The organism is Amycolatopsis keratiniphila (genome assembly GCF_000400635.2).
Classification (GTDB): domain Bacteria; phylum Actinomycetota; class Actinomycetes; order Mycobacteriales; family Pseudonocardiaceae; genus Amycolatopsis; species Amycolatopsis keratiniphila.
The window spans coordinates 3,979,756-3,997,592 of the sequence record NC_021252.1; the positions used below are offsets into that span (position 1 = coordinate 3,979,756).

A 17,837-nucleotide genomic window follows, 5' to 3' on the forward strand; every position below is an offset into this window, starting at 1 on the left:
GAAAGCGACGTGCGTACGTCCATTCGGGAAAGCGGCGTTCAAAGCCGGAAAACGTGGATCACCTGATGGTGTCGGCGCTGAACCCGTTCGTCCGCATCGGTGACGAACGCGTTTCCTTCACCAGCAGGAAACGAGGCCCGCCGTGAACATCAGGCCGACGGTGAGCACGGGCGGGGCGAACAGGGCCAGCGTCCCGCCCGCGACGGCCCGCACCCGTTCCGGAAATCGAGCGGGCTCGCTCGGATGCCGCGCCAGCCAGCGCAGCCGGAGCGCGGTGTCGCCGCCGGCGGCCTGGATGGACAACAGGGCCGACCGCACGGTGTCCGGTCCGTGCCCGGCCGCGGCCGCCCGGTCGGCGGCCAGTTCGACCAGCAGCCGGACCGCCCCCGGGAGTTCGCGCATCAGCGGGACGAACCGCAGCGTGCGGCCGAGTGTTTCGGCGCAACCGGCCAGCAAGTGATGTCTGCCGCGCAGATGAGCGCGCTCATGGGCGAGCACGGCGGCCAATTCGCGGGACGACAGTCTTCCGGCCAGGCCCTTGCTCGCGACGATCAGGCCGTCGCGGCCGCCGAGGCTGTAGGCGATCGGACGATCGTCGGGCAGCCACAGGGTCGGCCCGGGCCGCGCGCCGGACAGCCGGAGCACGTCGAGATGGCGCCGGTGCACCAGCGTGCTGCGTTTCCGCCGCCGGGCGGTGGACAGCGCGAGCCGGGCCGCCGCGATCGCGAGCGCGGTGGCGGCGAAGGTCCCGGCGACCGGATCGAGGCCCGGAAGGCCGCTGTGGCCGACGGCCGCCCAGCATTCGTGGAGGATCCGGGTGATGGCCCCGGCGGGCCCGTGGTCCGGCAGGACGAGGAGCAGGACGGCGCCGAGCGTACCGGCGAGGACGCCGGCCGCGGTCAGCAGCCACCACGCGAGCGCCGTGCCGGGGCTGATCCCGCCGGCGGTCAGCCTGCCCAGCAGCCGGGGTGAGAACCAGCCGGTCACCACCACGCCGAACAGGAGCACCGCCGCCAGGATCATCGCTTGCCGGGCTTCCGTCGCAGGGCCCGCCGCAGGATGTCCGACTCCTCCTCGGTGACCGAGCGCGCGAAATGCAGCAGCACGGACTCCCGGTCTTCCGAAGCGTCGAGGAGTTCGCGAAGGCTTTGCGCGGTGGCCTCCTCGCGGGTCGCCACGGCGCGGTAGCGGTACGCGCGATTCTCCATTTCGCGTTCGACCCATTCCTTGCGGTGCAGGTTGTCCAGCACGGTCATCACCGTGGTGTAGGCGAGATCGCGATGCCGGTTGATCGCCTCGAGGACCTGGCGCACCCGCAAGGGTTCCGCCGCGTCCCAGAGCACGTCCATCACCGACGCTTCGAGCTCGCCCAGCCGTTGCATGACACCTCCGCCGGGAAGGATACTGTGCCGCTCCCGCTCAGCCGACGACGCGCCGCGCGCCCATCAGGTGCCCGTCGCCCCTGACCGAACGGACGTCGACGAGCTGGCCTTCGGTCGGTGCGTCGACCATCTTGCCGCTGCCGACGTACATGCCGACGTGGTGGATGGCGCCGGGATTACCGGTGCCGTCGTCGTAGAAGACGAGGTCGCCGGGAACGAGCGCGTCCAGCGGGACGGGCTTCCCCACGGTGTACTGCTGACGGCTGGTACGCGGGAGGGAGATGCCCGCCTGCTTGTACGCCCACGACGTCAGGCCGGAGCAGTCGAATTCGCTCGGGCCGGTGGCGCCCCATTCGTACTGCGAGCCGCGTTTGGACAGCGCCGCCTGCAGCGCGTCGTTCGCGGCGCCGGGCGGGCCGAGATAGGAGCCCTTGTCCTGGACCTTGCCGAGTTTCGCCTTGTCCGCGGCCGGCAGTTCGCCGAGCGCCTGCCGCACCTTGGCGATCTGGTCGTCGAGGTCCTTCTTGCGGGTGCGGACCTGCTCCAGTGCCACCGTCGCGTCGTTGGCCGCGAGCTGGGCCGTTTCCCGCGCGTCCGCGGCCGTGGCGCGTGCCGCCTGTGCCTTCCCGAGCGCGTCACGCAGGCCGTTCAACGCCTTGGCCTTCTCGTCTGCCAGGACCGACAGCGCCGAGGAACGGTCGAGGAACTCCTGTCTGCTGCCGCTGTCGAGCAGCAGGACGGCGTTGCCGAGCCGCTCGCCGCTCATCGCGGACCGCGCGATCGCCTCGACCTGGGGCCGGAACCGATCGATCGCCGACTGGGCCTGGGTGAGGTCCCCGTCGGCCCGGCCGAGGGCCGCCGTCGCCTGGTCGCGTTCGGTCTCGCGCGTCTTCAGCCGGTCCTGGGATTCCTGCAGGTCCTCGTCGGCCTTGGCCGCCTGGGCGCCGAGTTCCTGATAGCGCCGCATCGGATCCTGGCCGTCCGGCGCCGGTTGCGCGCTCGCAGGCAGCGCGCCGAAGCCGAGAAGCATGAGGGCGGCGGTGGCGGCGAGGGGATGCCGCGGCGAGCGCCGATATGAGGTCACGGGTGCCGAATCTCCTGTCGCGCAGGTGCAACTATCGCGCCTAGTAGTACGGGGCCGGATGTGAGCGCCCGGTGAAGTCCTACTAAGACGGCTAGTACTACGGCTCATGGGAGATGTTGTCGATCTTTGCTACGGTGGGAACCGTGAGTGTCTCTTCGGCTACTCTTCGTCGACTCGTGGTGGCTTTGCTGCTGCTGGTCGTGGCGGGTTCGGGAACCGTCGCCTGCCTGGACGGGCACGGCGAGGCCATCGCCGTCACGTCGGCTTCCCATGACTTCTCGTGCCCGCCGCGCGAGGGACACGTGCACGCCCGCCCGCTCACCGAACTCGCCGTGCGAAGCGAGGAATCTCCCGCCACGCCGGACCTTTCGTTTCCGGCGGTGCGCGTGCTTTCGCCTGCGGCGCAAGAGAAGGCACGATCGCTCCCCGCCGCCCGGAGCGGACACCGGATACTCGTCGAACTGTGCGTTTCGCGGACGTGACGGACCTCGCGCCGTCCTGTCCCCGTCCACACCGCACAGAAAGACGAATCCTCGATGAACGCTGTCCTGCCCCAGCGCGCGGCGCTCGCCGTCGGCAACACGCCCGTGCTCTGGATCGACGAACGACTCACCGGCTCCGGTAAGGGTTTCTGGGCCAAACTGGAGGGCTTCAATCCCGGCGGCATGAAGGACCGCCCCGCGTTGCACATGGTGGCGGCGGCCAAGGCCCGCGGCGACCTGGCCGACGGCGCGACGATCGTCGAGTCGACCAGCGGGACGCTCGGCCTCGGGCTCGCGCTGGCCGGGATCGTCCACGGGCATCCCGTCACCCTCGTCACCGATCCCGGCATGGAGCCCATCGTGCGTCGGATGCTCACCGCGCACGGCACCCGCGTCGACCTCGTCACCGAGCCCCATCCGGTGGGCGGCTGGCAGCAGGCGCGCCGCGACCGGGTCCGGCGGGTGCTGGCGGAACAGCCCGGTTCCTGGTGCCCCGACCAGTACCACAACCCGGACAACGTCGACGCGTACGCGGGCTTGGCCGAGGAACTGGCCGCGCAACTGGGCCGGATCGACGTGCTGGTGTGCTCGGTCGGCACCGGCGGGCATTCGGCCGGGACCTTCCGCGCGCTGCGGCGGTATTCCCCGCATCTGCGCCTGATCGGCGTGGACACCGTCGGTTCGACGATCTTCGGTCAGCCCGCCACTTCGCGGCTCATGCGCGGGCTCGGGTCGAGCATCCATCCGCGCAACGTCGACTACGACGCGTTCGAGGAGGTCCACTGGGTCGCCCCGGCCGAAGCGGTGTGGACCTGCCGCCGTCTCGCCGCCGCCCAGTACGCGACCGGCGGCTGGAGCGTCGGCGCGGTCGCCCTCGTGGCCGCCTGGCTGGCGCGCACACACGATCCGGACGTGCGGATCGCCGCGATCTTCCCGGACGGCCCCCAGCGCTACTTCGACACCGTCTACAACGACGAGTACTGCGCGGGACACGGGCTGCTCGACGTGGTCCCGGCGAGGGAACCGGACGTCATCGGCCACCCCGGCGAACGTGTGGTGGAACGCTGGACCCGGTGCCGCACGATCGTGGATCCCGCGCGGTGACCGGGTTCGCGGAGCGGTTCCGGTCGTTCGACCGGCCCAGCAAGGTGCTGATGGTCAACCAGTTCACCATCAACGTCGGGTTCTACATGCTGATGCCGTACCTGGCGGGCTATCTCGCGGGCCCGCTGGGGCTGGCGGGCTGGGCCGTCGGCCTGGTGCTGGGCATCCGCAACTTCTCGCAGCAGGGCATGTTCCTGGTCGGGGGCACGCTGGCCGACCGGTTCGGCTACAAACCGCTCATCGTCGCCGGATGCGTGCTGAGGACGGCGGGGTTCGCGTTGTTGAGCGTGACTTCGTCGTTGCCGTCGCTGATCGTCGCGTCCGCGGCCACCGGTTTCGCCGGGGCGCTGTTCAATCCGGCGGTGCGCGCCTATCTGGCCGCGGACGCGGGGGAGCGGCGGCTGGAGGCCTTCTCGGTGTTCAACGTGTTCTACCAGGGCGGGATCCTCGCCGGGCCGGTGGTCGGGCTCGCGCTCACCGCCGTCGACTTCCGGCTGACCTGCCTGGCCGCCGCCGCGGTCTTCGGCGTCCTGACCGTGGTGCAGGTGCGGGCGCTGCCCGCGCACGACAACGGACGGGACCGCTCGTCGGTCTGGTCGGATTGGCGCGTCGTCGTGGCGAACCGGTCGTTCCTGCTCTTCGCGCTGGTCATGATCGGCTCGTACGTGCTGTCCTTCCAGACCTATCTGGCGCTTCCGATGGAGGCACGGCGGATCACCGGATCGGAGACGTCGGCGACCGTGCTCATCGCCGGGCTGTTCGTGATCTCGGGCGGCCTCGCGATCGCCGGGCAGCTCAAGATCACGGCCTGGTTCAAGGACCGGTGGCCGCCCGGCAGCTGCCTGGCCATGGGCATGACGTTCATGGCCGCGGCCTTCGTCGCGCCGCTGGCCGTCGCCAGGGCGGCCCCGGTCGTCGCGGGAGCCGGACTGCTCGTCTCCGCGGCCCTGCTGGCCGTGGGAACGGTCGTCGTCTTCCCGTTCGAAATGGACACCGTCGTGCGGCTCTCCGGCGACCGGCTCGTCGCCACGCATTACGGCTTCTACAACACGATCGTCGGCGTGGGCATCCTCCTCGGCAACCTGTTCACCGGCACCGTTTTCGACCTCGCGCGCCGGGCCGGTTTCCCGGAGTTCCCGTGGCTCGCCCTGACGGTGATCGGGGCCGTCTGCGCCTTCGGGTTGCGTGGTCTCGACCGGAGCCGCCTTCAGACGAGCGTCGTCCAGTAACTCCAGAACGCCTGCAGGACCGCGACGGTGATGGCGGCGTACCAGACCACGAGCACCACGCTGTGGTACCGGACCGCCGCCCTCACCTCCGGTCCTTTGTGGAGGTTGTGCAGGGTCGTGTACCAGAAGACGGCGATGGTGACCGCCCACACGACCATGCAGTAGGGGCACAGCGCGCCGATGACGTACAGGCTCTGGATCATCAGCCAGTGCACGAACACGACACCGAGTGCCGAACCGATCTGGAGGCCCAGCCAGTACCACCGGGGCAGCCGTGCTCCGCCGAGCAGGGCGACCCCGGTCGTGACCACGACACCGAATCCGGCGATCCCCAGCAACGGGTTGGGGAAGCCGAACAGTTCCGCCTGCGGCGTCTTCATGATCGAGCCGCAGCTGAGGACCGGGTTGATACTGCAGGTCGGGATGTAGGAGAAATCCTTGAGCAGCCGGATCTTCTCGATGGTGAGCACGAACGAGGCCAGCAGGCCGATCGCGCCGCCGACGACCAGCACCCACGGCGTCACGCGGACGGCGAACGGCTTCACTTGGCCAGTTCCCGGTCGATGACCGCCTTGAGGCCCTGATAGGACGGTGACCCCGAGAACTTCACGCCGTTGACGAAGAACGTCGGTGTGCCCTCGACGCCGATGTTAGCCCCGTCGGTGCGGTCGGCGAGCACCCGGCCGAGCGTGACCTGGTCGTCCAGCGCGGTCTCGAAGGCCTTCAGGTCGAGGCCCAGCTGCCGCGCGAAGCCGAGGAAGGTTTCGCGATGGGAGACCTGCTGGTCGCCCCATTCCGGCTGCTTCTCGAACATCAGGCGGTACATCGGTTCGAGCTTGCCTTGCTTAGCGGCCGCTTCCACGGCACGGGCGGCGAGCTCGGCGTTCCGATGGCTGGGGATGGGGAAGTAGCGCATGACGAAGGTGACCCGGTCGCCGTACTCGGCGCGGAGCCGCTCGACGCCGGGGAACGCGGCCCCGCACGCTTCGCATTCGAGGTCGAGGAACTCCACGACGGTCACCTTGCTGCCCGGCGGGTCGGAGAGCCGGTGGCTGTCCGGCCGGACGAGGATCGACGCGGGCACCACCGGGGGCGCGTCGGCCTGCGCGGCGGGGGTGTCCTCACCGAGATCGGTGAAGACGAGCAACGCGGCCACCACCGCGATCACGACGGCCACGACCGTCAGGGAAACCTTGGTGTTCTTGGTCATTCTGTTGTGTCCTTGGCTTGGTTCCGGCAACTGAAAACGGCAAGGGGCTAGGCCGGATCAGGTACGGGAAACGCAGAGCTGGACAAGGGGCGGAGTGCTCGAAGAACACCTCGCCGGTGAGGTCGGCGGCACTCCAGCCTCACGGTGCCGATGGCGCCGGACGAGCAGGAAGAGCACGGCGAGCAGCGCCAGGCCGATTCCGGTGAGGTCGTCGAGGTGGTTGTCCGTGACGGGCTGCTCCGCCGGGCTCAGCCGGGACGTCGCCGGCTCGCATTCGTCGGCCGGGCCGGTGACGTGCGTCGCTTCGGCGGCGAACAGGGGAGCGCAGGGTGAACCGGCCGCCGCGGCGCCGTCACTGCACAGCGCGCCTTGCAGCAGGGCGACGGCGGTGAGCACGGCCAGCACGGCGAAAAGCCGCGCGGTCGTCCTCACTGTCCCTCTGCCGGTCACGCGAACAGGGTAAAGGTGACCTTGTAAAGCCGAGGCGAACCCGGACAAAACGACCTACAGTGGGCGGCGATCCCGAGTGGAAGGACGTGCCGTGCCCAGGTTCAAGGATGTCTACGCTGTGCTGCCGGTGTCGGACCATGCCGCCGCGGTCGCCTGGTACGAGCGCTGGATCGGGCGGCGGCCCGACACCGAACCGATGGAAGGCGTCGCCGAGTGGCGGATCGCCGGGAGCGCGGGCATCCAGGTCGCCCATGATCCGGAACCCGCGGGCAAGAGCACCGTGGTCATCGTCGTCGAAGACCTCGACGAGACCGTCGGCGACCTCACGGAGCGCGGCGTGGAATGCGGCCCGGTCCAGGACTTCGGCTTCGTCAAGTTGACGGAGATCGTGGATCCGGACGGCAACAAGGTCACCTTCGTCTGGGAGAACCCGTCGCCGGAGTGATCGGGCCAATTCTTTCCGGAAGATGACGGCATCACGCTCGCCGTTGCCCGTGGCGGGCCGCCGATGGTCCGATTCCCTCCGTCATCGACACTGGAGGGAATTCCATGAAGCATCCGAGGCGCAAGGCTTTCACGCTGGCACTGCTCGTCCCGCTCGCCGCTCTCGTCGCGGTGCCCAGCGCGGAGGCGGCGACCGAACGCACGATCAAGGTCGTCACCTACAACGTGGGCGACGCGGGCGGGCTCAAGGCCGACCTCGTCCGTCTCATCGAGACCGAACGTCCCGCCGTCCTGGGGCTGCAGGAGGTCGCCGACCGCGAGGACGTCGTGCGGGAGGCCGCGGCGGCGACCGGCTATGTCGCCATCTACGAGACGGACCGCCGCGCGATCAAGCACAACGCCATCCTGGTGCGCGGCACCATGAACATCACCGGCCACGGCGCGGGCGAGATCTCGCCCGCGTCCAAAGTGGACCCGTCCACGCCCGGTACCGGCCCCGCCGAACCCGGTGACTGCGGCTGCTGGGTGCCGCCCAAGTACGTCAACTGGGTGCGGGTGGGAGGCGCCGGCTTCGAATGGGTGGTCGGTGTCGTGCACCTGACCCCGTCCGCGCAGCGGTTCGAGCTCAACCGCGAACTGCACAACCTGCAGGTCCGCAACACCGCGGACTGGTTCTCGTCGCGGGTGGCCGAACCGATCGTCATGGGTGACTTCAACGCGGAGCCGGGTTCGGACCTGATGGCCGGGATGCGGCGCGTGGCCGATTCCTACAGCGCGCCGAGTCACGGCGACAGGTCCATCGACCACGTGTGGGCGAAAAAGGACTCGATCGGGTCCGCAGTGGACGCTCTCGGCGGTTACGGGAGCGACCACCGCCCGGTGCGCGCCCGGGTGACGGTGACCCGATGATGCGGCGCGCCTTGATCGCCCTCCTGTGTGGTGTCGGCCTTCTGACGGCCGGGCCGAGCGCCACAGCCGAAACCGGGCCCCGCGAGGAGTCACTGGACTTCCGGTTTCCGGCGGCGGATCTGATGCGGATCCCGGAGACGAACACCTACGTCGCGGTCGGTGCGAGCGTCCCCGGCAAGAAGCTTCCGTACACGAAGGTCGACTTCAGCGGCGGAACCTTCCAGCGCCGGGGCGCTGTCGACGGCGACGCCTGGGATGGCGTCACGTTCCCCGCGGGCTATTGGGCGAGACCGGACTCTCCACTGTGGACACCGGCCCTGTTCGCGCATCAGGAGGACGGCCGTGTCGTCTACTACGTTTTCTACAGCGCGGCACTTCCCGGCCCCGAGCCCGCCGGGCAGGCGAAGCACTGCATCGGCTACGCGACCTCGTTGCGTGCCACGGGCGGTTTCGTCGCCAACGCGGATCCGCTGTTCTGCCCTGATCGCGGATGGGCGATCGACGCCGACGTGAGCAGGGGACAGGGCGAGGTGTGGCTGACCCTGCGCAACGGGGCTTGGACGCAAGACCGCGTCACCGCCCTCGGCGCCGCCAAGCTGGAGTTCGACCGGCCCCGCCACGTGCGGCGGATAGCGGAAGCCGACGCGAAGAAGCTCATCGACAACGCGAACCTCGAGTGGACGCATCACAACAGTCCGGCCGACGACGTCCTCACGATCGAGAATCCCAACGCCGTCCGCATCGACGGGGACTGGTATCTCTTCTACTCGGGGAACAACTGGTACGCGAACCGCTACTCCACCGGCGTCGCCTACTGCGGCACCGCGCTGACGGACAACCGGTGCACCCCGATGGCCGAGCAGCGCGCGTACTTCTCCTACGAGCCCGACGCGGACGGCGAGCCGCGGTTCCGGCCGGGCCTGCCGGACAAGTTCCGCAAGAAGAACCTGCCGGGTAACAAGCGGGGCCCCGGCGCGTTCAACGCCTTCCAGGCGCCGGACGGGTCGTGGTGGGCTTCGTGGAACTACATCACCGACGCGAGCCCGTTGCCGCAGGAGGATCCCTCGCCGGAACGACGGAGCCGGATCGCTCGATTGACGAAAACCGGGAGCGGGCCCACGGCCGAGTTCAGTGTGAGCTGGTGACCAGGGGAAATCGGGTCTCCGCGGCCGGGGTGCCGCGGAGACCCGCCCTGAATTCCGCATGATTGATCTCCGGAGCCTGGGGTAATCGCCTCCTGCCGGCGTCCAGCCGGCCGCGACGCCAAACGGAGTGAAGAACCATGACACACGCCATCGAAGATCCCCAGCCGTCGACCGAACGGGTGACAGTGCCGGAACCACGCGGCGAGACGGATGCCTTGGAGGAAACGGCGCTCGATCTCGAGCCGACCATCGTCCTCGGCCGGGAGTGACGGACGGCCGGCTCCCGCGGCGACGGCCGCACGAGCCGGCCTGCTCCTCACGACGAGCGCCCGGTCGCTACTTGTTCTGCCGGGCCCGGGCGGTCTCCCGGCGGCTGGCCTTTTCGAGCGCCTCGACCAGTTCGCTCTTCGACATACGTGAACGTCCGCGGATCCCCAGCTCGCGGGCCCGCTGATACAGATGGCTCTTCGCCGCTCGAGCGTCGACGCCGCCGTGGGTGCTCTTGGTGCGCTGCCCGGCGCCTCCCGAGGCCTGCTCGTCGGACGGCCCCCTGCGCTCCTTCGGCTCCCAATGGTCACCGACCTTCTCGAAGGAGTGCTTCACGGCGGCGAACGCGGTCTGGGCGGCGCGGCGTCCGGGTCCGTAGGTTTCGAGCGCCGAATCGTGCGCGGCCACCCAGGTGTCCTGTGCCTTGCGCGGTGAACGCAAGAGCGTGCTGGGCAGGTCTTCCCGTCCTGGCATGGCGAACCTCCTTGCCCACGGATCGCGCCATCGGACAGACGGTCACGATCCGCCGTAGTGGGCCCTACTGTCCCCGTCCGGTCTGGTTCTGGAGCCGGTCGATCAGCTCCGACGCCTCCGCTTTGGTCAAGCCCTCCGGAACCGTCTCGCCCGCCTCCTGGGCGAGGGTGCCGAGGTAGGAGCGCTGTGGCCCGGTCATCGGCTCGTCGCCGGTCGCCCAGTCTTCGCGGGGTTTCTCCGGGCTCGGAGTGTCGCTCAGCTGCGTGTTGTCGCTCATCTGACGTCCTTCGGCTGGGCACATGATCAGGCGGCGAATACCCCGCCAGGCGGGAAGCCACACCTTCCCGCACCGGTCCCGAGTTCGTGCTCGCGGAGGAAATTCTCGCTGGGATTCATCGCGCGGGACGAACGGACCGCCCGCGGCTCGACCTAGTGTCGTCGCCAACGAGGCTAGGAGGGCAGGTATGCGCACGCTCTTGCGCGGCGGTCGCGTCGTCGATCCGGCCACCGGGTTCGACGGCACCGCCGACGTGCTGGTCGATGGCGGCCGGGTGGTCGCCGTCGGGCCGGGCCTGCCGGAGGCCGGGGACCAGATCGCGATCGACGTCGCCGGATACCTCGTCGGGCCGGGTTTCGTCGATCTGCACAGCCATGTGCATTCGATCGCGGGCCACCGGTTGCAGGCGATGGACGGAGTCACCACGGCGCTCGATCTGGAGGCCGGGATGATGCCGGTCGGCCGGGCGTACGCGGAGGCGGCCTCGACGGGGCGGCCGCTGCACTACGGTTTCTCCGCTTCCTGGGGTTCCGCACGGGCGAAGGTGCTGGCCGGGGTCGAGCCGGACGCGAACTTCGCCACCGCTCTCTCGGTGCTGGGCGATCCGGCCTGGCAGCGGTCTTCGTCGAAACGCGAACTGGCTTCCTGGCTGTCCCTGCTGGAAGACGAGCTGGCGGCGGGTGCGCTCGGCGTCGGGGTGCTGCTCGGGTACGCGCCCGCCAGCGACCCGGCCGAGTTCCTGGCGTTGGCGAGGCTTGCCAAGCGGGCCGGGGCGCCGACGTACACGCACGTCCGCGAGCTGGTCGAGGTCGACCCGGACACGCCGGTCGACGGCTCGGAGGAGATCGCGATCGCCGCGGCCGAGACCGGGGCGGCGATGCACCATTGCCACGTCAACAGCACGTCGGGGCACCACATCGACCGGGTGCTCGCCGCGCTGGAGGCCGCCCGCTCCGCCGGGTCGCGGGTGACGGTGGAGGCCTATCCCTACGGGGCGGGCTGCACCGCGGTCGGTGCGTTCTTCCTCGCCCCGGAGCGGCTGCGGATGAACGGGCTCGACCCGACACGGGTGGTGCTGCTGGAGACCGGTGAGCGGATCGCCGACGAGGCGCGGTTGCGGCAGGTCCGGAGCGAGACGCCGGGAGCGCCGTGCCTTCTCGAGTCGCTCGACGAGCAGGATCCGGGGGAACGGGCCCTGCTGCACAGGTCGCTCGCTTTCCCCGATTCGATCGTCGCGAGCGACGCGATGCCGGTGTACTGGCCCGACGGCACCAGTGACAGCACCCGATGGCCGCTTCCCCCGAGCGGGGTGACACACCCGCGCACGGCGGGGACGTTCTCGAAAGCGCTTCGCCTGATGGTGCGCGAAACCGGCACCTGGACCTGGCTGGAGGCGTTCCGCCGCTGTTCCTATCTGCCCGCGCGGGTGCTGGACGAGGTCGCGCCCGCCGCGCGGGCGAAGGGCAGGCTGGACGTCGGCGCGGACGCCGACATCGTCGTCCTCGACCCGGCCACCATCACCGACACCGCCTCGTACTTCGACCCGACCCGGCCTTCGATCGGCGTCCGGCACCTCTTCGTCTCGGGCACTCCGGTGGTCCGCGACGGGCGACTGCTCACCGACGCGTTCCCCGGCAGGCCGCTGCGCGGTGAACCGCGGTGAACGCGAAACCGCATACGAGCCTGAACCGCGTCATCGAGGCACTCGGGGACGTGCTCCTCGAGCCGCTCGCGGTCGGCCGGGACACCCGGCGTCCCCTCGGCGGCGTGGTGATCCACGACCCGTACGACGACGCCGAGTTCCCCGACCGGGCCGTGGTGCTCGGGGTCGGGGTGCGCGAATCCGGTGAGATCGTGAAGCTGCTGCACGAACTCGGCGAACGCGGCGCGTCCGCGCTGGTCGTGCGCTCGCCGGTCTCCGCCCCGGCCGAGCTGGCGCGAGCGGCCGCCGCTTCCGGGGTGGCGTTGGTCGGCCTGGCGAGCAGGGCGTCGTGGACGCAACTGGCCGCGATGCTCCGTACGTTGCTGGCCGAGGGCGACGTCGGCGACGTCTCTCCGCAGGCGCTCGGCGGAATCCCGACCGGCGACCTGTTCGCGCTCGCCAACGCGATCGCCGCGTTGCTCGACGCGCCGATCACCATCGAGGACCGTGACTCGCGGGTGCTCGCCTTCTCCGGCCGCCAGGACGAAACCGATCCGCCGCGGGTCGAAACGATCCTCGGCCGCCAGGTGCCGGAGCGGTACACCCGGGGCTTGGCGGAGAGCGGCTTCTTCGACCGCCTCTATCACGAGACGGGACCGGTCTATTTCTATCCGGACGACGATGGCGAGAACCGCCCCAGGGTGGTGGCCGCCGTCCGGGCGGGCGATGAGGTGCTCGGCTCGATCTGGGCCGTGGTCGATCACGCGCTGAGCGACGAACGTGCGGCGGCGCTGGTGGACGCCACGAAGATCGTGGCGTTGCACTTGCTCCGGCTGCGCGCCGGAGAAGATGTCGAACGCCGGCTGCGAGCCGATCTGGTGAGCACCGCCCTCGAAGGCGGGCGCGGGGCCCCGGAAGCCGTCGCGCGCCTCGGCCTGCTCGGACGGCCCGCCGTCGTACTCGCGATGGGGCTGCTCGACTCGGCCGACGACGACCCCCGGCTCGCCACCGAACGCCATCGCGTCGCCGACGCGCTCGCCCTCCATCTGAGCGCGGTCCAGCCGCGATCGGCGGTCGCGCTCATCGGCGAGGTCGTGTACGGGATCGTGCCCGGGAACCACGGTGATCAGCAGGAACGCTCGGTGCGCGTCGCGGCCGCCTTCCTGGAACGAATCGGGCACCGGGTCTCCGCGACGATCGGCGTCGGACCGACCGCGCTCGACAGCTCGGGCCTGTACGACTCTCGCATCGGGGCGGACCGGGCGTTGCGGGTGCTGCTCACCAACGGCGGCGCCAAGCGGGTGCTCACGGCGGAGGACGCGCACATCGACGCGCTGATGCTCGAACTGGCGGACCTTTCGGCGGCCCGCGGTGACGTCGCGACCGGGCCGATCGCGAGGTTGCTGGCCTACGACCGGGAACACCAGTCCCAGTTCGTGCACACGCTGCGGTGCTGGCTCGACTCGTTCGGGGACACCAACGCCGCGTCGGCGGCGGCCTATGTGCATCCGAGTACCTTCCGCTACCGGTTGCGCCGGCTGGCCGAGATAGGCGGCATCGACCTGGACGACCCCAGGGACCGGTTCGCGGCGATGGTGCAGCTGCATCTGCTGCTCCACGGCACGCGGCCTGAAACAGCCTGAGACACCACCGATCAGGGGGTTCCTCCGCGCGGACGAACTTCCCCCGCGGCTCTCCTCGATCCGGACGAACAACCGGCGCCTATGCCGGACCTAGCATTCCCGCAACGCCGGACCATCCACACCGGACAAGAGGTGCACATGTCGAAGATTTCCGAAATCGATACCTGGCTCCGGGAGAATTTCGCCGTCCTGCTGGACCGGCACCGGGTTCCCGGTGCCGCGATCGCGGTGCTCGCCGACGGCGAGATCGTCGAGCACGCGGCGGGTGTCCTGAACACGAGCACCGGGGTGGAGTCCACAAAGGACTCGGTGTTCCAGGTCGGGTCGATCACCAAGGTCTGGACGATCACGCTGATCATGCAGCTGGTCGACGAGGGCCTGGTCGACCTCGACCGTCCCGTGCGCGACTACCTGCCGGAGTTCCGGCTCGCCGACGAGCAGGCCGCGGCCACGATCACCGTCCGGCAGCTGGCGTGTCACACCGGCGGGTTCGAAGGTGATGTCTTCGCCGACACCGGAACCGGTGAGGACGCGGTGGCCAAGCTCATCCCGTTGCTGGCGGACGTGCCGCAGCTGTTCCCGCCGGGCGAGCGGTTCTCCTACAGCAACGCCGGCTACTGCGTGCTCGGCCGCATCGTCGAGGTGCTGCGAGGCGAGTACTGGGACGTCTGCGTGCGCGAGCGGCTGATCGGGCCGCTCGGCCTGACCCACGCCGGCTGCGGCGCCGAGGACGCCATCCGCCATCGCGCCGCGTTCGGTCACGACGTGCCGGAGACGGGTGGCGGGCCGGTGCCCACGAAGGTCTGGTCGCTCGCCCGCTCCAACGCGCCCGCCGGGACGACGCTGGTCATGTGCCCGCGCGATCTGCTGACCTTCGCCCGCATGCACCTGAACGAGGGCAAGGCCGACAACGGTACCCAGGTGCTGTCGCCGGAGTCGGTGCGCGCCATGCGCGAGCGGCAGATCGCCGTGCCGGATCTCGGCGTCATGGGCGCGTACTGGGGCCTCGGCTGGGCGGACTTCGGCTGGCAGGGCGGCACGGTGATCGGCCACGACGGCGGCACGATCGGCCAGTCCGCCTTCCTGCGCGTCGCGCCGGAGCACGACGTCGCGTTCGCGTTGCTGACCAACGGAGGGGCCGCGCTGCGGGCTCACCACGAGGTCGCCACCAAGCTGATGCGCGAACTCGCCGGCATCACGGTTCCACCGCTGCCCGAGCCGGATCCCGCGGCCGCGCCAGCCGATCTTTCCCGGTACGTGGGCGAATACTCGTCGAGGGTCGTGTCCACCGTCGTCACCGAGGAGGGCGGCAGGCTCTGGTTGCGGCGCACCCCGAAGGGGGAGTTCGCCGAACTCGACGAGCCCTCGGGCACGGTCGAACTGCTGCCGTGGCACGGCGAAACCTTCGTCGCCGTCGTCCCGGAACTCCCGGGCGCCTACATGCCCCACGAGTTCGTCGGCGACGACGGCACCGGCCGGGCCCGGTTCCTCCACACCGGACGCGCGGACCGGCGGGTGACCCGGTGAACGACATCCGCGAACGGATCGAGGCGGTGTTCGCCGCCGCGGGCGCCGAAGGTTCGCTGCACGCCAGGGAAATCGGCGTGCCGGACGGGGCCGAGGTGTCGGCCGGCGCCGACGATCAAGTGGTCCTCGCCTCGGTCTTCAAGATCCCGATCGCGCTCGCCTACGCCCGGGAAGTGGTGGCCGGACGGCTCGACGAGACCGAGTACACGAAGGTGACCGCGCGGTACCGGATCGGCGGCATCGGCACCGCGGGCTGCGCCGACGACGTCGAGATGACCTGGCGCGACCTCGCCTGGTTCATGCTCACGATGAGCGACAACGCGGCGACCGACCTGATCTGGGACCGGATCGGCCAGGAGACGATCTGCCGGGTGGTCGCCGACCTCGGGCTGACCCGTACCCGCCTGATCGGCTCCTGCGAGGACTCGTTCCGCATCGGACTCGCCGAACTCGGCGGGACCGACCTCGCCGAAATCGACACGCTGCTGGCCGAAGCCACCGACGAACAGCTGCGGAACCTGTCGATGTGCGACCCGGAAAGGGAAACCTCGTCGACACCGCGCGAGACGACCGAACTGCTCGACGCGATCTGGACCGACCGGGCGGGTGAACCCGAGGCCTGCGAACGCGTCCGGGCGATCATGGCCCACCAGATCTGGCCGCACCGGCTGTCCACCGGATTCCCTTCCGGTGTGCGGATAGCCGCGAAAACCGGGACGCTGCCGGGCATTCGCAACGAAGCGGGAGTGGTGACCCTGCCCGAGGGCCGCCGTTTCGCGGTCGCGGTGTTCACCCGCGCCCATTCCTTCGAGGACCGCCTCCCCGAGGTCGACGCGTCCATCGGCGCCGCCGCCCGGCTGGCGCTCGACCACCTCGCCGCCGAGAACGTGACACCGTGGGAGAACTCATGAAAACTGCTCGGCACACCGCCGTGACGGCGGTCGTGGTCGCGTTGACCGTGACCGCGTGCTCCGCGCCGGCGCCCTCCGGCACGGACCCGGACGCGAACCGGCCACTGGCCGACGGCAAGACTTTCACCTACGCCGTCGGTTCGGATCCGGGGACGCTCGACCCGGCGCTCACCGTGCTCTCGATCGCCGGCGAGATCGGCCGCTACCTCTATGACGGGTTGCTCGGCGTGGACGGCAAGGGAGAGCCCGAGGCCGGTCTCGCGGCGCAGTGGGAAGCCACCACGACCACCGCGTCCTTCACCCTGCGCAAAGGCATCACCTGTCCCGACGGGAGCCCGCTCACCGCGAAGGACGTCGCGGCGAACATCGACTTCATCGGCGACCCGGCGAACAAGTCGCCGATCGCGGGCAACACGGTGAAGGTGGGCACGAAAGCGGTCGCCGACGATGCCGCGGGTACCGTGAAGGTCACCAGCGGGGCACCGGACGCGTTCCTGCTGCGCAACATCGGCAACATCCCGATCGTCTGCGCGAAGGGCCTCGCCGACCGCGCGACGCTGGCCAGGGGCGAGAACGGCACCGGCATGTTCACCGTGTCGGAGATCGTCCCGAACGACCACTACACGCTGACCCGGCGCAAGGACTACCACTGGGGCCCCGGCGCCTTCGATCCGCGGCAGAAGGGCTTGCCGGAGAAGGTGATCATCCGGGTCATCCCCAACATGACCACCGTCACGAACCTGCTGCTGTCCGGCGAGCTCAACGCCGCCCAGGTGATCGGGCCGGACCAGCAGCGGCTGCGGGCACGCGGGCTGTTCCACGCCGACACGACCGTGGCACTCGGCGAGTTGTGGTTCAACCAGGCACCCGGCCGGTTCGGCGCGGACCAGGCGATGCGCCGCGCGCTGGTGCAGGCACTCGACCTCGCCCAGGTCGCCAAGGTGCTGACCAGGGACGCCGGCGCCCCGGTCCGGAGTCTGATCACCATGGAACCGGCGGCGTGCACCGGCGACTCCGCCACCGGGCACATCCCCGGCTTCGATCTCGCCGCGGCCAAGGCCGCGCTCGACGCGGCGGGCTGGAAGCCGGGACCGGACGGCATCCGGGCGAAGGACGGCAAACGCCTCGCGCTGACCGCCATCTACGGCACGCAGATCGGCGCGACCATGACACCGGCCGCCGAGCTGATGCAGCGGGGCTGGAAAGAGGCGGGCGTCGACGTGACTCTCAAGGGCCTGGACAGCCCGGCGACCAGCCAGACGCTGTTCGCCTCCGGCGACTGGGACCTCTCGATGGCGCCGGTCAGCCTGAACCTGCCGAGCCAGCTGACCCCGTTCGTCTCCGGCAGCCGCCCGCCCGAGGGCACGAAGTTCGCGCATATCGACAACCCGCGGTACGACGCGCTGGTCGCGAAGGCGGCCACCCAGGTCGGGACCGCGGGCTGCCCGGACTGGCTGGCCGCGGAGACGGCGCTATTCGAGGACCAGGACGTCGCACAGTTCGCGAACTCGGTACTCCCGACCTTCGGGAACAAGGCGCGGTTCGAGATCTCGAACACCTTCCTCCAGCCGTCGTCGATCCGGATGTATGCCTGATCGACCCCGTCACCTCTTGAGGGGAAAGAGGATTCGGCGCTCCGGTGCCCGGGTACCCGGTG

The 17,837-nt window shown here is 70.0% G+C and carries 20 protein-coding genes; 12 read left to right on the forward strand and 8 right to left on the reverse strand.

All coding sequences use genetic code 11. The features are described 5' to 3' along the window. Window positions 1–117 precede the first annotated feature (117 nt). Genes AORI_RS59130 through AORI_RS59140 form a run of 3 tightly spaced genes read right to left on the reverse strand, consistent with a single transcriptional unit; the run spans window position 118 to window position 2,466 of the window. Window positions 118–1,023 carry a M56 family metallopeptidase gene (locus AORI_RS59130; RefSeq protein WP_016333983.1) on the reverse strand — a complete coding sequence of 302 codons (906 nt, stop codon included), beginning with the start codon at window positions 1,021–1,023 and terminating at the stop codon, window positions 118–120. Next, window positions 1,020–1,382: a BlaI/MecI/CopY family transcriptional regulator gene (locus AORI_RS59135; protein ID WP_016333984.1), complete on the reverse strand. Its 363-nt coding sequence runs from the start codon at window positions 1,380–1,382 to the stop codon at window positions 1,020–1,022. Before AORI_RS59135 ends, AORI_RS59130 begins: the two co-directional genes overlap by 4 nt. A gap of 37 nt (window positions 1,383–1,419) precedes the next feature. Next, a complete protein-coding gene (locus AORI_RS59140; protein ID WP_016333985.1) occupies window positions 1,420–2,466 on the reverse strand; it encodes a C40 family peptidase in 1,047 nt (348 codons plus the stop codon). Between the two features lie 176 nt (window positions 2,467–2,642). On the opposite strand from AORI_RS59140, the gene AORI_RS59145 reads away from it, so the two are divergent. The 3 genes from AORI_RS59145 to AORI_RS59155 are packed head-to-tail and all read left to right on the forward strand — an operon-like array spanning window position 2,643 to window position 5,281. Beyond that, complete coding sequence (locus tag AORI_RS59145) at window positions 2,643–2,948, forward strand: hypothetical protein (RefSeq protein ID WP_016333986.1); 306 nt, start codon at window positions 2,643–2,645, stop codon at window positions 2,946–2,948. Between the two features lie 54 nt (window positions 2,949–3,002). Continuing rightward, window positions 3,003–4,052, forward strand: a complete 1,050-nt coding sequence (locus AORI_RS59150) for a PLP-dependent cysteine synthase family protein (RefSeq protein ID WP_016333987.1) — start codon at window positions 3,003–3,005, stop codon at window positions 4,050–4,052. Continuing rightward, the gene (locus tag AORI_RS59155; RefSeq protein WP_043848814.1) at window positions 4,049–5,281 is read left to right on the forward strand and encodes an MDR family MFS transporter; all 1,233 of its coding nucleotides are present in this window, start codon (window positions 4,049–4,051) and stop codon (window positions 5,279–5,281) included. Before AORI_RS59150 ends, AORI_RS59155 begins: the two co-directional genes overlap by 4 nt. Here AORI_RS59155 and AORI_RS59160 read toward each other — a convergent pair. Genes AORI_RS59160 through AORI_RS59170 form a run of 3 tightly spaced genes read right to left on the reverse strand, consistent with a single transcriptional unit; the run spans window position 5,260 to window position 6,941 of the window. Further along, window positions 5,260–5,826: a vitamin K epoxide reductase family protein gene (locus AORI_RS59160; protein ID WP_016333989.1), complete on the reverse strand. Its 567-nt coding sequence runs from the start codon at window positions 5,824–5,826 to the stop codon at window positions 5,260–5,262. The two genes, AORI_RS59155 and AORI_RS59160, sit on opposite strands and share 22 nt — an antisense overlap. Next, window positions 5,823–6,491: a DsbA family protein gene (locus AORI_RS59165; protein WP_016333990.1), complete on the reverse strand. Its 669-nt coding sequence runs from the start codon at window positions 6,489–6,491 to the stop codon at window positions 5,823–5,825. Before AORI_RS59165 ends, AORI_RS59160 begins: the two co-directional genes overlap by 4 nt. A gap of 57 nt (window positions 6,492–6,548) precedes the next feature. Next, a complete protein-coding gene (locus AORI_RS59170) occupies window positions 6,549–6,941 on the reverse strand; it encodes a hypothetical protein (protein ID WP_228688374.1) in 393 nt (130 codons plus the stop codon). 91 nt (window positions 6,942–7,032) lie between these two features. Between AORI_RS59170 and AORI_RS59175 the strand changes: the two genes are divergently transcribed. The 4 genes from AORI_RS59175 (at window position 7,033) to AORI_RS84585 (ending at window position 9,708) form a co-directional block, all read left to right on the forward strand. Continuing rightward, window positions 7,033–7,386, forward strand: coding sequence for a VOC family protein (locus tag AORI_RS59175; protein ID WP_016333992.1), 354 nt, complete (start codon window positions 7,033–7,035; stop codon window positions 7,384–7,386). Between the two features lie 104 nt (window positions 7,387–7,490). Beyond that, complete coding sequence (locus tag AORI_RS59180; RefSeq protein ID WP_016333993.1) at window positions 7,491–8,294, forward strand: endonuclease/exonuclease/phosphatase family protein; 804 nt, start codon at window positions 7,491–7,493, stop codon at window positions 8,292–8,294. Then, on the forward strand, window positions 8,291–9,439 hold the full coding sequence (locus tag AORI_RS59185) for a family 43 glycosylhydrolase (protein WP_016333994.1): 1,149 nt from the start codon (window positions 8,291–8,293) through the stop codon (window positions 9,437–9,439). The genes AORI_RS59180 and AORI_RS59185 overlap by 4 nt, the downstream gene beginning before the upstream one ends. Before the next feature lie 137 nt (window positions 9,440–9,576). Continuing rightward, the gene (locus AORI_RS84585) at window positions 9,577–9,708 is read left to right on the forward strand and encodes a hypothetical protein (RefSeq protein ID WP_267283976.1); all 132 of its coding nucleotides are present in this window, start codon (window positions 9,577–9,579) and stop codon (window positions 9,706–9,708) included. 67 nt (window positions 9,709–9,775) lie between these two features. Here AORI_RS84585 and AORI_RS59190 read toward each other — a convergent pair whose 3' ends face one another. Both AORI_RS59190 and AORI_RS59195 read right to left on the reverse strand, forming a co-directional pair. Beyond that, complete coding sequence (locus AORI_RS59190) at window positions 9,776–10,180, reverse strand: ChaB family protein (RefSeq protein WP_016333995.1); 405 nt, start codon at window positions 10,178–10,180, stop codon at window positions 9,776–9,778. Between the two features lie 64 nt (window positions 10,181–10,244). Beyond that, window positions 10,245–10,457, reverse strand: a complete 213-nt coding sequence (locus AORI_RS59195) for a DUF3072 domain-containing protein (RefSeq protein WP_016333996.1) — start codon at window positions 10,455–10,457, stop codon at window positions 10,245–10,247. 187 nt (window positions 10,458–10,644) lie between these two features. Between AORI_RS59195 and AORI_RS59200 the strand changes: the two genes are divergently transcribed. The 5 genes from AORI_RS59200 (at window position 10,645) to AORI_RS59220 (ending at window position 17,775) form a co-directional block, all read left to right on the forward strand. Continuing rightward, complete coding sequence (locus AORI_RS59200; RefSeq protein ID WP_016333997.1) at window positions 10,645–12,120, forward strand: amidohydrolase family protein; 1,476 nt, start codon at window positions 10,645–10,647, stop codon at window positions 12,118–12,120. Continuing rightward, window positions 12,117–13,742 carry a PucR family transcriptional regulator gene (locus tag AORI_RS59205; protein WP_016333998.1) on the forward strand — a complete coding sequence of 542 codons (1,626 nt, stop codon included), beginning with the start codon at window positions 12,117–12,119 and terminating at the stop codon, window positions 13,740–13,742. Before AORI_RS59200 ends, AORI_RS59205 begins: the two co-directional genes overlap by 4 nt. Before the next feature lie 138 nt (window positions 13,743–13,880). Then, window positions 13,881–15,269 (forward strand): serine hydrolase, encoded by a 1,389-nt coding sequence (locus AORI_RS59210; protein WP_016333999.1) that lies wholly within the window; start codon window positions 13,881–13,883, stop codon window positions 15,267–15,269. Then, window positions 15,266–16,180, forward strand: a complete 915-nt coding sequence (locus tag AORI_RS59215) for a serine hydrolase (protein WP_016334000.1) — start codon at window positions 15,266–15,268, stop codon at window positions 16,178–16,180. The genes AORI_RS59210 and AORI_RS59215 overlap by 4 nt, the downstream gene beginning before the upstream one ends. Further along, entirely contained in the window at window positions 16,177–17,775 is a 1,599-nt protein-coding gene (locus tag AORI_RS59220; protein WP_016334001.1) for an ABC transporter substrate-binding protein, read from the forward strand. Before AORI_RS59215 ends, AORI_RS59220 begins: the two co-directional genes overlap by 4 nt. Window positions 17,776–17,837: the final 62 nt, after the last annotated feature.